The sequence below is a fragment of the uncultured Pseudoteredinibacter sp. genome, from assembly GCF_947502065.1.
GTDB lineage: Bacteria > Pseudomonadota > Gammaproteobacteria > Pseudomonadales > Cellvibrionaceae > Pseudoteredinibacter.
In genome coordinates this window covers 1-14,527 of the sequence record NZ_CANMYE010000001.1, presented here as the reverse complement: position 1 = coordinate 14,527, position 14,527 = coordinate 1, and the positions used below count along the sequence as shown (strand labels likewise).

The window sequence follows — 14,527 nt, the reverse complement described above, 5'->3', positions numbered from 1 at the left end:
ACGCAGACAAATGAACTTTGGCATATCCAGTTCGACAGAAAGAGCTCTAGGAGCGGCAAAGTGAAAAGAACTAATTAAAAGTGTCCGCGGACACTTTAGGGAAGAGCTATTTTGAAAATAAAAAAACAGCACCGCGATAACGCTAAGTGCCTGATAGCATAAGAAAAATTAGTTATGTCGAAAAAGACCAAATAATTTAGACAAACAAAAAGGCAAAACAGTAAAGTTTCTTTAAGTCGTGGTACTTCGCATCAATTGATCGACGGTTTGCTGTATTTGCTCAGCAAACGCCTCATCCAATGGCGCATGATGGCTCATCATTCGATACCAGATAACACCGAATAGCACATCCAAGATAAACGCTTCGCGATCGGGCGTTAAGGCAGTGGCCTTAGGATGACGCTGTAAAATGGTCGACAACAACTGACGGCGCGGCTGTGCATAGCGCTGCCATACCAGCTGGGCAAATAGCTCATCGGCCTGAGCTTCGGCCATCATCGCGGTAAATAGCTGGCCGATATGATTAGCGGTAGCAAAGGTTTCGCTCAAAAAGCGCTCTAACACCAAATCAAAGGCGTCATCGGCGGGGTCGAACTGATTGTTCTGAATAATATCGACACTGGCATCAAGCAATAGCTCGCGCTTGTCTTTATACCAGCGATAAATGGTACTACGGCTTACACCGGCCGATTTGGCCACTGCATCAATGGATACGCGCTCATAGCCCTCATCGGAGGCTGCTGCCACAAAAGCATCCAGCACCGATCGCCTGACTTCCTCACTGCGCGGGCGCCCACGCGCTAGTTTTTCTGATGACATGCCTACTACCTATCCAGTGACTACTACCCAGTGACTACCTGTCTAAGCCTTCAGCAATCACCTGCGATACCAGGGTGACTGCAAAGGCCTGCTTCATGGCTGGGCATTGTACCTCATCGGACAGGTCTATTTACAGTACAAACTGTATCGTATATAGTTTTCTCCAACGGCCGGCTGCAACCTTCTTGTTATTGAACCACCTAGGTACTTAAAACAAGTCACTGATGCACTGCCAACAATAATAAGCACAAGCAAAAGAATGGAGTGGATATGACTAGCACAAGCAGCAGTAACGGCCCTCTAAGCGGCGTAAAGGTTATCGATTGCACCACGGTAATCGCCGGACCACTTTGCACCCAAATCATGGCAGACCAAGGTGCCGAAGTAATTAAGATAGAACCTCTTGCCGGCGATTTGGTACGCCACCTTGGCCCAATACTCGCGCCTGGTTTATCGGCGACTTTTTTGAGCTTAGCCCGCAATAAGAAGTCTTTAGCACTGGATCTCTCAAAAGAAGCATCCCAACAGCTAATCAAGCGCCTATGCCGTGATGCCGATGTGTTTATCTGCAATAGCCGCCCAGGGGTAATGGCTAAACATGGCTTAGATTTCGAATCCTTAAAGCAACACAACCCCAAGCTGGTGTATGCCGCCATTACGGGCTTTGGCGAACAAGGCCCCATGGCCGAGCAAAGAGCTTACGATCCAATTATTCAAGCCCTCTCTGGCATGGTGTCCTTGCAGGAGCCCAGCCAGCTATTGGGGCAAACTATATGTGATAAAACCACCGGGCTTACTGCCAGCCAAGCTGTAACGGCCGCATTGGTGCAGGCCGCACGCACCGGGGAAGGACAATTAGTAGAGGCTTCCATGCTTGAGGCCGCCATTGGCTTTTTGGCTTGCGATGCCTTCTGGCCCATCGCCGCTGCCGGGCGCGAGTTAAGCTACCCTGATTTCAAGCGCGTATACATCCCCTGGAAAACCCAAGATGGTGAAATCGTTTTGGTCATCCTAGCCGACAAAGAATTCAATGGTTTAGTGGAAGAGTTCGGCGTACAAGAGCTATTAGAAGACCCCCGCTTTGACAGCATGCAAAACCGCTTTGCACATTGGGATGAGTTGGTCGAAAGTTTAAAACCCATCTTTATGAATCAAAACAGCGACGATATCTTGCAGCGACTGTGGAAGGCCGATGTGCCAGCCGCCCCCATCAACACCATGGAGCAATTACCTGAAAACAAACAGGTTCAAGCCTGCGAAATGATTGATTATGCCGAGCACAGCATCGCCGGTAAATATACCCGCGTTGCCATGGCGGCGAATTTTTCCAGCCAAGACACAGCGCCTTATCAAGAAGCACCCGAGCTTGGCCAACACAGCCGCGAAGTATTAGCTGCGGCAGGTTTAAGCAGCAACGAAATTGACTCCCTAATCGAGCAAGGCATTTGCCGTTAGCTTAATCGGCAAGCATCACGACACTAAGAGCAGTTTCGAAAAGACAACAGCAACTTCATTTAAAACGAAAGCAGCAAAATTTACACGATATTAGAAGCACGAGAGAGACAACACCATGAGTGAATCCACCGTAAAATACGAAGTCAAAGATCGCATAGCGACTTTAACCTTAAACCGCCCAGAGCGTTTAAATGCGATTAACGATCGCTTGCCATCCGATCTTCGCAAAGCCGTAGAAAAAGCCGAGCACGATCCAGAAGTTCACGTCATCATTCTGCAAGGTGCAGGCAAAGGATTTTGCGGTGGCTATGACTTGGTTCAATATGCCCAAGAAAATTCCGGCGAGATTCACGGCAGCCAGGAAATGCCTTGGGATCCAACCGAGGATTACGCCATGATGTCGCGCAACACCGAAGACTTTATGTCCCTGTGGCGCGCCCGCAAACCCACCATCTGTAAAATTCATGGCGCCGCCGCAGCTGGTGGCAGCGATATCGCACTGTGCTGCGATATGATCATTATGGCCGACGATGCTCGTATTGGTTACCCGCCAGCACGTGTTTGGGGTGTACCCACTACCATGATGTGGGTGTATCGCCTAGGCGTCGAAAAAGCTAAACGCATGTTGTTCACCGGTGATTTGGTAAGCGGCAAAGAAGCCGAAGAAATGGGACTAATTTTAAAATCAGTACCACAAGAGCAGCTTGATGATGAAGTGATGAAGCTGGCCAATCGTATCAAGGGCGTGCCACGTAATCAGCTGATGATGTGCAAAATGACGGTCAACCAAGCTTACGAAAGCATGGGCTTAAAGCAAACCCAAATGTTTGCCACCTTCTTCGATGGCGTCGCCCGCCACTCTCCAGAAGGCTTATGGTTCCGTGAACGTGCCCAAGAAGTTGGCTTTAAGCAAGTGGTCGCTGAACGCGATGGCGGTGGTAATATTGCCGAAGGTGTTAGCAAGCATATGCCACTTGAGGATTTTGATTGATTTAAAAACTCGTAAAGTTTTTCAGCAGCAGCCTCAATTCTAAGAGTTGAGGCAGCCTTATTACCGGTTCGATTTAGGCTCTTAGCTCTTATTTGCTAGTCAGCTCAGCCGCCCAATACTGACGTGCCGTCTTCGCTTCAAGTTCGTGGTCCGAATGCCAGTTATCGATATCGGCAATATCGTAAAAGCCAACATCTGTGGTTTCGTGTGAACCGCGAAGCTCTCCACCTACAAGCACACAATAAAACTGCAAGTGATAAGTGGTATGGGGAAGGCCAAAATCCCCAGGCATTCGATGACCTAGTCGAATCTGATCCTTAACTTCGACAATCAGGCCCGTTTCTTCCAGTACCTCTCGGCGCAATGACTCCTGCGGAGATTCACCAACCTCGGCCCAACCACAAGGCAAACACCAAGTATGATCGTCGGTACGTTTTACCAGAAGCTGCTTGCCTTCAGTATCAAATACAGAGGCCGAAACACCGATTTTAGGTGTAATATAACCTAGCTCTCGTTGGAATCGTTCTTTGATGACGTCTGAAGAAAGACCACAATTAGCCTCGTATTGCTGTGCCGATAAATCCAGCAAGCGGCGATATCGCTCAAGGTCGTCTTCATCTTTTGAGTAATTAAGACCGAGTTGAGCGATAGATCTAAGCTCATCTAGTAGCTTGCTAAGATTAGTCACAATGATTCACTCCATTGAATTGAAGCTGACAATATAACATGCCCGCAGGCCTGTCGGATGAGCTTGATGACTAACTAGGCATATTTGCATGCCTCTTCGTCACCTAGATCACAAGCTTTTTTGAAGTAGCGCTTAGATTTTTTCTTATCTCGTTTAAAGCTATCATTGCCATAATAATAGATGTAAGCCAAGCCATAGCAGGCATAAGAGCTTGGCTCCTCAAGATCATCGCAGCCACGCTTTTGCAGATCATGAGACAGCTTCAAATCTACTTTGGTGCCATCACCATTTTCATAAGCATCACCAGCATCGGCACAAGCGACAGCGAATTCCAGCTTATGACAAGCTTTCATTATATACGCCAAACCCTTTTCCTTATCACTAGCAAAGCTTGGCGCCTTGATATCACTATAGCCAATTAACATCCGCCCCGCATTGTGACAGGCCGCTCGATTGCCCATATCGCAACCCATAACATTGTACTTATGGTACAAAGCATAATCGCGCTCCTCTCCTAGATCATAACCATACTTCCACCCCGCTTGCTGACAATTGTAGGCCTTGCCTAACTCACAACCCATAAGATGAAATTTTAAGGACAATTTCATCTGACCGGTATCGTCATAATGATCACCCAGTACCTCACAGCCCCGCGCTTCCTTAAGAACACAGGCGCGCTCATTTAAACGCAAGTACTCATCAAAGCTTTGCTCTACACCATCACCTTCGGCGTAATTGATCGCCAAATTAAAACATGAATTCGCATAGCCCAGATCACAGCCCTTGCTATAGAGCTCGACAACTTTCTCAGCGGGTTCATCCAGCATTGGCCAAAATTCATAGGCGATAGCCAAATGATGGCAAGATTTGCGATAGTTCAATTGGCAGCCCTTACGGTAGGAAGCAATCGCCACTTCACCGCTGGCCGTTTCAACAAGACCATTTTCATTGATCCAGCCCATATTGTGGCAGGCCTCGGCATTGTTTTTGTTACAAAGCTCAGTATAAAGACTGAGTGCCTGTGAATAACGCCCGGCTTCGAAGTGTGCGTCACCCTCTTTTAAGCAATCACTATCAAAAGTGCTTGAGCATAGCGAAGAGGCTTTGGACTCGGGCTCTGCAATAATTAATTGCGAACAAAATAGCGTAAACAACGCCGAAAGAAACAATACCCTAAATTTATCGATTTTCATCATATCCCCCCATTTAGACGAAGCTAGAGTATAGGCGCGCCAGATAAATGAACCATGGGAAATTAGTGGGTATTACGAAAGAGATTTTCTAAAGGCCCAGAATAAATCTATACTCAAGATCGATTCCAGGCCTTTAAGAATGAACAGCTATCACTAGCCAGCAAAAACTGACAGCACCCCGTAGCCCAAACCTAAAGCAAGAATTAAGGGCGAGAAATATTTGGTATCCAAATTGGCAAAATTGCTATTGTAGACTTTCTTAAAAAAGCCAACGTATTTGAAATCACCAATACTACGGACAATAAAAACTAAAGATGTAAAGTAACCCACATAGGCAATGTATTCCTTAATGGGCTGCCATGGCCAAACCAGCTGCAATGACAATACTGCTAGCCCCGCCAATAAACAGGCCACTACAAAAATAACTGCCGCCGGCGGTTTAAAATCGGCCCCCTCTTCCATAACTGGCCCCGCCGACTGCAAACCGTATTCACCGCCAAAGGCCCAATAAAAGTGGAACAAAGAAACAAGCAACATGATTACGGCCACCAAAATGGCCACTACAACAGACAGAACACTCATAATTTAACCTATAGATAAAGTAAGAAAACAGTGTCGTGATCGAGCATTGCTAATAAGACGATGATTTGTGGCACATTATTACAAAAGCCAGGGCTTATTCCGAGGAGCTCTCTATAGACTTACTCCTAATTGAAATAGCCTCGGCTTGCACACCAAAGCTAGAGACTTTCCCATGGACGGTTACCACATCACCTTGCTCGAGCTTCTTATAAACGTCCATTCTAGGGCATACGGGTTTACTCAATGGCCAAGTAAACTCCTTCATAAACACAGCAGGGCTGCAGCGGTAATGACTATAAGCTTCAGTTTTTCTATCGACAGTAAGCTCTATACTGCCCGCCTTGCTAGTCAAATGATGCAAGACAGCCGGCAGACCGGAAAATACCGCAAAGGCTAATACTAGGCTTGTCCCAGCACTAGCCGTAAGCAACGCCAATAGACTTCGAATTGGTTTTTTTCTAAGGGGCAGCCAAAGCCTGCCCGCTCTAGGCAACAGCAAGGAACCGGCCCCCAGCAAAGCAAGCAAAAGCCCAACATACACAACGGCCACCGCCCTCCAAACACTAATCGTGCTTGATACATTGGAGAAATAAGAATAAAAAGCTAAAAAGAGTGTAACAGCTAAAGCCATCAAAAATATGACACTGGCAACTCGCTGCATTGTCGAAAGGCGGGCCCAAGTAGTAAAGACCTGGCGCAACCTGACATGCCGCCAATCAACGGCTTTATGCCGCTCAATGGCAAGGCGAATATCATCAGGTAAATTATGCTTATCGTAACTTACCCCGTTAAATACAACTTTATCGTCCATCTCTGATATGTGCTCTAGAACCTATAAATAGCCAATGACCATGTAGCTAGAGTGGTAACAAAGTTACCCATCTAGCTAAATAGACGAAGCTGCGAGCATTTACCAGACATCGAAACTTAGGAACTTTTGCATGTCAATAGATGTAAAGGGTTTGGAGCATAGAGAATAAGAGTTTAGCACCTACGCTCTGATCGGGCTTTATCTTTCTATCAGCACGGTCGTATTCAGGCTTTCATCCTCAGCGTCATCTGGGTAGTAGGTGTACCCTGAGACCGAAGAATGAATTTTAAAGACTAGTGCAGCGTTTTCTCGCTCCCCAAATAGTTCTTTATTCGGAATTGTGAACTTAAAAACTGGGTGGGGTCTCGTCTGTAGTTTTGTTGCTAATAGCTTGCGTGAAATATCAAAGTCGGATTTGTAAGCGCCACATGTGGTATAAAATTTCTTGTCTATCAAGTAGCCACTGCACAAGCCATTTTCGGATGTTGCATAATAAGCATCAAGATCCTTGTCGATCTTCGAGTTTTGATTAACATCTATTAATAAAACGACAAAGTCTCTATCCGGATACTTGCCGTCCAAACTACCCTTATACTGGTTTATAAACTCAATTGTAAGCTCGGTAAATTCCGAGCTGACACTCTTGCTTATGACATAAGAGTCATCACCAATAATTAGTTCCTCTCCGTGTAACAGTGGAGAAAGAAAAGCTAAAGCCAAGAAGACAAATTTATTCAAATCGTGTTTACTCCTTTACCAACACCTTTAGGATACCTACACAATACAAAATGCATGGAGATTGAACATTCTATATCAGGAACATCAGAATCACTATGGCTGAACACAACACCCTAGGTTTTAACAATTGATCAAAAACGTTTTAAATATCCGCACTAAAGAACTAGAAGGAGATAAGCTGCAACGATTAAGGCAACTGAGAAGACCGCAGCCGCCATCAAATACCTAGGCAAGCTACTATGAGTAATGGCTGCTTCATTTGCTAGCTGTACCATTTGTTCTTCTGTTAGCGGATTTTTTACTGGGTGGCACTTATTACGCAGTAACTCATAGGCATCATCAAATTGTTCATCAATCACCACCCAAACAGCAACTTTAACCGCGCTAGCCGTAGCGCCAGATAAATTACTAGCGCCCCTATTGAGTGCCACAGCCAATACCCCAGCTCTGCGTAACCTGGCAATTAGAGTCTCGGCGTCACTCTCATATTCAAATTCCTTGAGTAACTTCATTGTTGAACCTCACCCTTATTACTATTACAGCAAGCTTTTAATCGCAAGAAGCTAAACCTTAGCACAACCGCTATCAACGTCTCGAATAGGCGACTGAAAACATACATTGTTGCCTGGCCGTATAACGTATTTAACGGGGTGGAATACCGTCGCACTGCGATTACTGCTATGCAAAAGCTGCCGGCCGGCTTCATTCGTATGGAACAGCTGGGTTTTTAATCTGGGAGTAAAACCATATAGGAGCTCTACCTCTAAGGTATAGCCATTACGCAGCTGAACTACTGTCGCTTTGGATTGGCTGATTTTTACCTTATGGCGATGTGTGCTGATATCGTTCGGGTTGGCGATAACTACCTCGTAAACCGCCGTATTCTGAAAGTTCCTAAACAACAGCACTAGAGTAGCGAGAGCTAGAGGAATGAACAAATAAGCGGCAGCCCTATATGCAATGCCGCCCGCCCTTCTGAATCTCTTTCTAGTGGCTGACTGCGGAGGTTTATATTTGAGCTCGTCTAAATCAACCTCTAGTGCTGAAGCGAGGGCTTTTTTTGATTCTAAAGAGCAATTGCCCGCACTTTCTATACGTTGAATGGTTCTATAGCTTAAGCCAGCAGCCGTCGCCAATTCATCTTGCGACCAGTTTTTCTGCTTTCTTAGCGTTTTAATCAACTCTTTATTAACCATAACGTCCATATAATTCACCTTTTACTACCAAAGGTGAAAATATCCTGCTGATTTACCCTTGTCTGTTACGACAATAGCACGACAAGGCCACGACAGGCAGGCGACAGGCTGCAAAAGTGCAAGAAACGAACAAAATTTGATCAAAAAGGCGTAGCTCCAATGTGAAAATAGATATTTATAGTCGACCATTGGTATTCAGCTAGCACGTAAATGCGTATTACGGCGTTGGTAATGTTGCAGGTAACAAGTTTTCTCGGTAGTGGCGTTCTAGCATCATCGCGTCTTTATCAGAAAGCCAATAAGCGATTCGCTGCCAATAATCAGGGGTAGCTATTTCGGCATCGATCACTTTATTAAGCCGCTCTACAACCGCCCTACCTAAATCGGTTTTGCTACAGCTCATCCAAATTAATACGTATGGAGGAGATTCACTGATTTCGACATTAACAAACTTATCTGGATCTAGATTTTTTGTCTGGATCATGTAATTGAAGTTTAGAGGGTATTCAATAAAATAATCCATACGTTTCAATTGAAGCATATCCAACAATTGCCCCGTGTTGGCGCGTCTTTTAGTCAGATTTGGATCGGCTAGATATTGTTCAAGCAATGGATCCAATGTTGCACCATATGATCGGCCAAGCTCAAGCACACCATTTAGCATGTAATTTTCATTGATAGACTGAATCGACAACTGTTCTGGTTCCCTTAAACGCAAAAAAGTATCTTTCAGTAAGACTATTTTTAGGGATAAACTAATGGCGTATGGCTTAGTAAAAACTGAGTGTTTAGCTCGCTCTTCAGTATAAAAGCGATTGGTCATGCAAGTGGTTCTTCCAAGCTTCGCCTCTTTATCGACCCTGGAAAAAGACATATGGTTTTTCTTATGCTCAAATTCAGGCAACCGGCTAATAAAGTAATCGGTGAATCGATCACCCGCCCCCTGCCCTTTGAGATCACCTTCGATAATAAAATACGGCGGCCAGTCAGTAACTGCCCATATAACCGTATCTTTTGCGTTGGCGGCTAAACTGATTACAGTGAGCACTACCGTACAGAGAATTCTAATTGATTGCATGGCGTTCATTTGGTATCAAAGTGTGGACCTATCCTACATAAGAACCGAAAATCCATGAGGACATTCAATGCAGGCTACTGTGAAAATACAATCAATAAAGACAGTCACAATTAAAGTGTAGCAAACAATCTATCCCACGCCTGGGCATTGATTTAAGTGAAGTGTATTGAAGATTTCAAGAGGTGTAGCGAGATCTATAATTTAAATAATAGTAAAAGCCCCTGACTGGACAATGGAATTTATTACTTAAGTTAGGGTGACTAACCAATAAATTATTAATTTAATTCGAGAGAGACATGTGAGCTATTATCGAGAGTAATTTCAGATTCTAGCTAACCTCTCAATCCCATAGCTTAGTCAGACGAGCAAAGACAGAAGGCACTAGCCTCCGAGTTAAGCCCCATGAAAAGCGATGGCTCAGCAAGACTTCCAGTTGCAGTCATGCGTTCTTTAAGAGTTCATTTTAAAACTAGGATCAATTCGAGACATGATCAACATATCTATGTATTGGCCATTTTTAAAAGTACTGAGGCGCTTTGTACCTTCAGTTTCGAACCCTACTTTTTTATAAAGCGATATAGCTGATAAATTATCGGCATGAACTTCAAGATCAAGCCTAATCAGGTTCAACCAATTGTCTGCTTGATTAATGGCTTCGCTCATCAAGACCTTGGCGATACCCTTTCCATGGTAATCAGGATGAACTGCGATGGCTAAAGATGCACTATGCTTATCGCGAACTTTTGTATTCAAGAAGATTGTGACGTGACCGACAACCTTACCCTCTGACTCAGCTACTAGCGTGTACTGCCCAGGCCCTGAAAACAGTGCTGATACGGATTCGGAACTTAAAAAAGGTTTTTGAGATGTGTTTTCGCATACGGATTGAAAACTATAGATTGTATGAAGGTCTTTAAAATCAGCCTCTTCTAAATGTCTAATCTTCAACTTTATCCCTTAGCAGCCAGCCAATATCAAATCAGATATTCCAATGGTATATCAAAGTAGCAACCGCAACATCAAAAATTATACCCGCATTAATCTTCTGCCGACAGATCGACCTAATTATTGATCTTCAATTTGGAAAAATTAGCCTTTGCCTGCCATAAGACTATAAAAGCCAACATAATTGGCAACATAGAAAACAAGCCAAATTGCACATTTCCGCTTTTAAAAATAAAGAAACTAGAAAGCGCAAATCCAGCGATAGAAACAGTCGCTCCAAGAACTCTCACTCTAGGCCAAACAAGCAATAACGCCCCAGCTAACTGAACCGCTCCGAAAATGACAATCTGAAAAACGCTTAAACCAAACCCTAGTAGAAACTCCAGCTCTTGTGGTGCCTGCATAATTTTGGCAAGCCCAGCTGCCGCGCTCATTATAACTACCATTGCGATTAAGATTATTCTTAGAATATTCACATTAATGTACCGTTCCTTTGATGGAAGCCTAACAAAACCTGAAAGCATTCGTTTTATACATCTGCTATCGCTTTAAGACCACGACAAAAACACGACACCCAGAACTACACAGAAGGCTCGCCAAGCCATACAAGCCTACCTGAAAGATATACCGATACCATCTTCTGCGGAATAAATAGCCTTAACGCTAGAAAACGGTATGTAAAGTTGGTTTTCTTGGCCACCAAAGCTTGCCTTAAATGAAAGCGCTCCGTCATGCCACTTAAAATCGTCTATCGATTTAGGACTTAAATTCAAGGTTATCTGGTCATCTTTGATATATTCCTGAGGATATATAGTAGGGTTTTCAGCCGTACTCACATCAATGTATACCGTATAATTACTATTCTGTATCCTCTTGTATTGCTCTATAAAGCTAACAACAAATTTATCATTTGATTGGTAATTCAAAATCGCAGATATATTCTCCCTTGCACTTACAAAGCTCGATATAAATGGATGGCTTATAACAATTATTGGGATGAGCAGAGTAACAGAGAAAAACACTGCTGTTGAGACCAATGCTCTGGGGATCTTTCTTGTCCTAAAAAAGTGAATAGGGTACGCAACAAGAGGGAAAATAAGCAAAAAAAGCCTATATGAAAGTTTCCCCTGCATATTAAGCTGTCTCAAATCGATCACATACCAAACATATAGCAGATATATTTGAGCAAGAAACTGTACGACAAACAGTACGGAGCTCACAATCGGATCAACCTCAAAAAACATGGGTACCGTGAAAAAAAACACAGCCAGGAAAACATAAGAAACACAAATCGCTATCTTTGTTCCCATTCGCACTAGCCTCCTTACGCGTACATATCAGTATTTCGCGCTGCAACTTAATGGCACACATACAAATAGAATGCCGCATTAAAATCAGATAACGATGGCAATACTGACTAGGAGCCAGCATGATTCCATGCTTATCAATCAAGCTTACAAATAGCACTTGCTATCATCACCAGTGAATTATCGATTGTAACTAGGCTTGTTTAGCTCAATTGGGCTTAAGTTTTGAGAGACCCACTTGACGGCATACTTTTGAAGCTGACTCGTTTCGTTCATTAAGGTGTCAAAATTGGCAATCAATATCCTCAAAGCAGAGACCTCGTCTTCTCTGAGTGAATTATGGGATGCTACGTGCTTAAGATAAGCATGTAGCATCTGACGATATGCTCGATCCCAATTTCCACCGTAGTTTCTCAAAAGCTCGTCAGCGACTCGACCAGCAATCCGAATAACCTCCCCTTGTACCGTAAAAGCAGGCCCTTGCGATGGAATCAGGTAATCCCACAAATAGTCATAGTTTTCTTCCCAGTTATTTCCTACAAGCTCAACGCCCGCAGCAGCGGTCGGAGGTCCGCTGCCTGACCCTGCTATGCCTATTCTGTTGGATAAGCACCAATCGCTGTTTGTTTTGAGTCTGACAGCTCCCAAACATCCGTTGAAATCGGATACCCCGAGTTCTTAAACTCTCTAACGACTACCGCACCAACTTTACTGACAAGGCCACCTTCTTTTGAAAACAAATAAACAAAGTCTCTTGCGGGAGCTACAGCATAAACTGGCCAACCAATCTCTTTTTCAATTTTTACTTTCAATCTATTTGATAGGATAAGAGAGGCTTTGTATGGCTCATTCGCCTCAACCATACCCAACAACTGACCATCGATATCTTTAAAACTAACGTCAGTTACATCCATAATTGAATCTATATTTCTATATGCCTGCGCCCAGGCCGCTTGAACACCAATGCCAATATTTTTAAGATCTTTATCGCTGATAAAGCGAATCTGATTCAATTCGGAATTAAAGTAGGCCATAACTACGATAGAAGTATCAGCAAGCCTCTTGTGGATAACTTCATCTACGAATCTATAATCAGAGGGCTCAAGGGATGGATATATACCTTCTTTGAGCTGACTCCAGCTTAAATCTCCCGTGATAGGTTGCAATATATTTTTCACAAAGCGCTTAATCGCTTCTGGGTCTCTATCACGCAAGTAATTCTGGTGAAGGTTAAAAATTGAAATGTCTCTTTTTCCATCTGAAGTTTCTACTCTATAAAGAAACCTCTCCTCTTTCTCATATGAAACATTTTTCTCTTTCAATTCTGTTTCAAAGAGTTGCTCCACACTCATGCTTTCATTCCCTAGAGTAGATTGACTTAACATTACTGTCACGATGAATATCAGATACTTCATTTAAATGCCTTAAACATTACGCCCACATTTGCCGCTAGTTTGGAACGCAGCGGAAAACCAGTCCGACAATATGCGCTTGTTACGTGTTTTCTTGCATTTGATACAGAAAGTCATATTTCATTTCCAGTGCCTCTTTAATTGGTACAACACCTCTATGGCTAGAATTGCAGCCACCTTGCTTAGTCCATAGTGGCGGACAAAATGAAAAGCACTGATTAGTTGTGATGTTTTGTATATCACTTTCCCAGTCATCCCACCTAAGCCCTTCATAGAAACTGCCTAAATCTCCTGAAAGAAGCCAACCAAAAAAATCCGAAAACAATAAATCAAGCGGCTCCCACTCCATTGAGTCTGGTGCCCAATAGTAAACAGAACTCATTTCCCCCGAAAAAGCGCCGCCATTAATTGCGTAGAAACCACCAGCTGCATCATCAGCTACTAGATAGATGCCTTGCCTAATAGGTTGGTTCCAGCCATGAACATTCCTAGCAAAGTTCTTGCTTCCTGAACCCAGCACTCTGATCCATCCGTGATCAATCAGCACTCCGCCTGTATAATAAATTAGAGCCCCAAGTATCGAGCGTGTTGTTACTTGAACGTCCAATAGTACTTGATCACGGTTCCCGAAGGGCGGAAGTACTTCTACATGATTCTTAGCTTTAGAAATCCATTCATTCATAATATTTATGAACGAATCTTCCTTATCAATTAACTCTTCCAGTGTTTTCATGTCATGTACACGTAACGCTTTGTGTGGGGCAGCTGGAACGAAGAGGAAGCTGTCCCGGTGCGAAGCGCCCTTGCTGCCACGCCTTGTTAAGTTTCACTTGCATAACTTGGGATCGTAAAATGGCTGAGCAATAGTTACACCGTCAGGCGCCGTAATACTCTCCATTAGCTCGTAGTGATACTTATCTAATGGATGCTTGAAAGTCTGTGAGACTTCAAATGCCTTTTTGATAGACTCAGCGCGCATGTACCAAAGAAGGTAATCTTGGCCCTCTATGTTTATACGGAACCAGGACTCTATTTCCACGCCTTCATGCTCTAAGGTGGCAAGCGCCTCGTCGATTCTGGAAGTCATGGTTTCTCGCCACTCTTCAACTTTCGAATCAGAACCTTGTTTCAATTTTATCAATCCCGAAGCAATTTCCATTTTTACTCCATTGGTGGCAGAAAACTTAACGCCTGCAACAACGGTGAGCAACTTGTTGCGAGTCCAGTTGCTTGCGCTTGATACTTATTGAGCCTTCTCCAGCTTACCACCAAAGCGGTAAGCTTGAGGCGCGAACCAACTTGGAGAAGACTT

The 14,527-nt window shown here is 43.9% G+C and carries 17 protein-coding genes; 2 read left to right on the top strand and 15 right to left on the bottom strand.

Annotation, left to right across the window (positions count from 1 at the left end):
• Window positions 1–231 precede the first annotated feature (231 nt).
• Window positions 232–819: a TetR/AcrR family transcriptional regulator gene (locus tag Q1A41_RS00085; protein WP_299972951.1), complete on the bottom strand. Its 588-nt coding sequence runs from the start codon at window positions 817–819 to the stop codon at window positions 232–234.
• Window positions 820–1,089: 270 nt separating this feature from the next.
• On the opposite strand from Q1A41_RS00085, the gene Q1A41_RS00080 reads away from it, so the two are divergent.
• Window positions 1,090–2,274, top strand: a complete 1,185-nt coding sequence (locus tag Q1A41_RS00080) for a CoA transferase (protein ID WP_299972948.1) — start codon at window positions 1,090–1,092, stop codon at window positions 2,272–2,274.
• A 115-nt stretch (window positions 2,275–2,389) separates the two neighbouring features.
• Complete coding sequence (locus Q1A41_RS00075) at window positions 2,390–3,265, top strand: crotonase/enoyl-CoA hydratase family protein (protein ID WP_299972945.1); 876 nt, start codon at window positions 2,390–2,392, stop codon at window positions 3,263–3,265.
• A gap of 88 nt (window positions 3,266–3,353) precedes the next feature.
• On the opposite strand, the gene Q1A41_RS00070 is transcribed toward Q1A41_RS00075, so the two are convergent.
• The 14 genes from Q1A41_RS00070 to Q1A41_RS00005 form a co-directional block, all read right to left on the bottom strand.
• Window positions 3,354–3,953 carry an NUDIX hydrolase N-terminal domain-containing protein gene (locus Q1A41_RS00070; protein ID WP_299972942.1) on the bottom strand — a complete coding sequence of 200 codons (600 nt, stop codon included), beginning with the start codon at window positions 3,951–3,953 and terminating at the stop codon, window positions 3,354–3,356.
• Window positions 3,954–4,027: 74 nt separating this feature from the next.
• Entirely contained in the window at window positions 4,028–5,149 is a 1,122-nt protein-coding gene (locus tag Q1A41_RS00065) for a tetratricopeptide repeat protein (RefSeq protein ID WP_299972939.1), read from the bottom strand.
• Between the two features lie 150 nt (window positions 5,150–5,299).
• The gene (locus tag Q1A41_RS00060) at window positions 5,300–5,728 is read right to left on the bottom strand and encodes a DUF3995 domain-containing protein (protein WP_299972936.1); all 429 of its coding nucleotides are present in this window, start codon (window positions 5,726–5,728) and stop codon (window positions 5,300–5,302) included.
• A 94-nt stretch (window positions 5,729–5,822) separates the two neighbouring features.
• Window positions 5,823–6,539, bottom strand: coding sequence for a hypothetical protein (locus Q1A41_RS00055; protein WP_299972933.1), 717 nt, complete (start codon window positions 6,537–6,539; stop codon window positions 5,823–5,825).
• 198 nt (window positions 6,540–6,737) lie between these two features.
• The gene (locus tag Q1A41_RS00050) at window positions 6,738–7,277 is read right to left on the bottom strand and encodes a hypothetical protein (protein ID WP_299972930.1); all 540 of its coding nucleotides are present in this window, start codon (window positions 7,275–7,277) and stop codon (window positions 6,738–6,740) included.
• A gap of 155 nt (window positions 7,278–7,432) precedes the next feature.
• Complete coding sequence (locus Q1A41_RS00045; protein ID WP_299972927.1) at window positions 7,433–7,789, bottom strand: DUF2007 domain-containing protein; 357 nt, start codon at window positions 7,787–7,789, stop codon at window positions 7,433–7,435.
• A gap of 51 nt (window positions 7,790–7,840) precedes the next feature.
• On the bottom strand, window positions 7,841–8,482 hold the full coding sequence (locus Q1A41_RS00040; protein WP_299972923.1) for a helix-turn-helix transcriptional regulator: 642 nt from the start codon (window positions 8,480–8,482) through the stop codon (window positions 7,841–7,843).
• 208 nt (window positions 8,483–8,690) lie between these two features.
• Window positions 8,691–9,560, bottom strand: coding sequence for a TIGR02285 family protein (locus tag Q1A41_RS00035; protein WP_299972920.1), 870 nt, complete (start codon window positions 9,558–9,560; stop codon window positions 8,691–8,693).
• 441 nt (window positions 9,561–10,001) lie between these two features.
• Window positions 10,002–10,499, bottom strand: a complete 498-nt coding sequence (locus Q1A41_RS00030) for a GNAT family N-acetyltransferase (RefSeq protein WP_299972917.1) — start codon at window positions 10,497–10,499, stop codon at window positions 10,002–10,004.
• A 113-nt stretch (window positions 10,500–10,612) separates the two neighbouring features.
• Entirely contained in the window at window positions 10,613–10,972 is a 360-nt protein-coding gene (locus Q1A41_RS00025; protein WP_299972914.1) for a hypothetical protein, read from the bottom strand.
• A 135-nt stretch (window positions 10,973–11,107) separates the two neighbouring features.
• Entirely contained in the window at window positions 11,108–11,806 is a 699-nt protein-coding gene (locus Q1A41_RS00020) for a ClpXP protease specificity-enhancing factor SspB (protein WP_299972912.1), read from the bottom strand.
• A gap of 590 nt (window positions 11,807–12,396) precedes the next feature.
• Window positions 12,397–13,218 (bottom strand): hypothetical protein, encoded by an 822-nt coding sequence (locus Q1A41_RS00015; RefSeq protein WP_299972909.1) that lies wholly within the window; start codon window positions 13,216–13,218, stop codon window positions 12,397–12,399.
• A 79-nt stretch (window positions 13,219–13,297) separates the two neighbouring features.
• Window positions 13,298–13,948 (bottom strand): DUF2625 family protein, encoded by a 651-nt coding sequence (locus tag Q1A41_RS00010; protein ID WP_299972906.1) that lies wholly within the window; start codon window positions 13,946–13,948, stop codon window positions 13,298–13,300.
• 93 nt (window positions 13,949–14,041) lie between these two features.
• Complete coding sequence (locus tag Q1A41_RS00005; RefSeq protein ID WP_299972903.1) at window positions 14,042–14,374, bottom strand: DUF6176 family protein; 333 nt, start codon at window positions 14,372–14,374, stop codon at window positions 14,042–14,044.
• Window positions 14,375–14,527 lie beyond the last annotated feature (153 nt).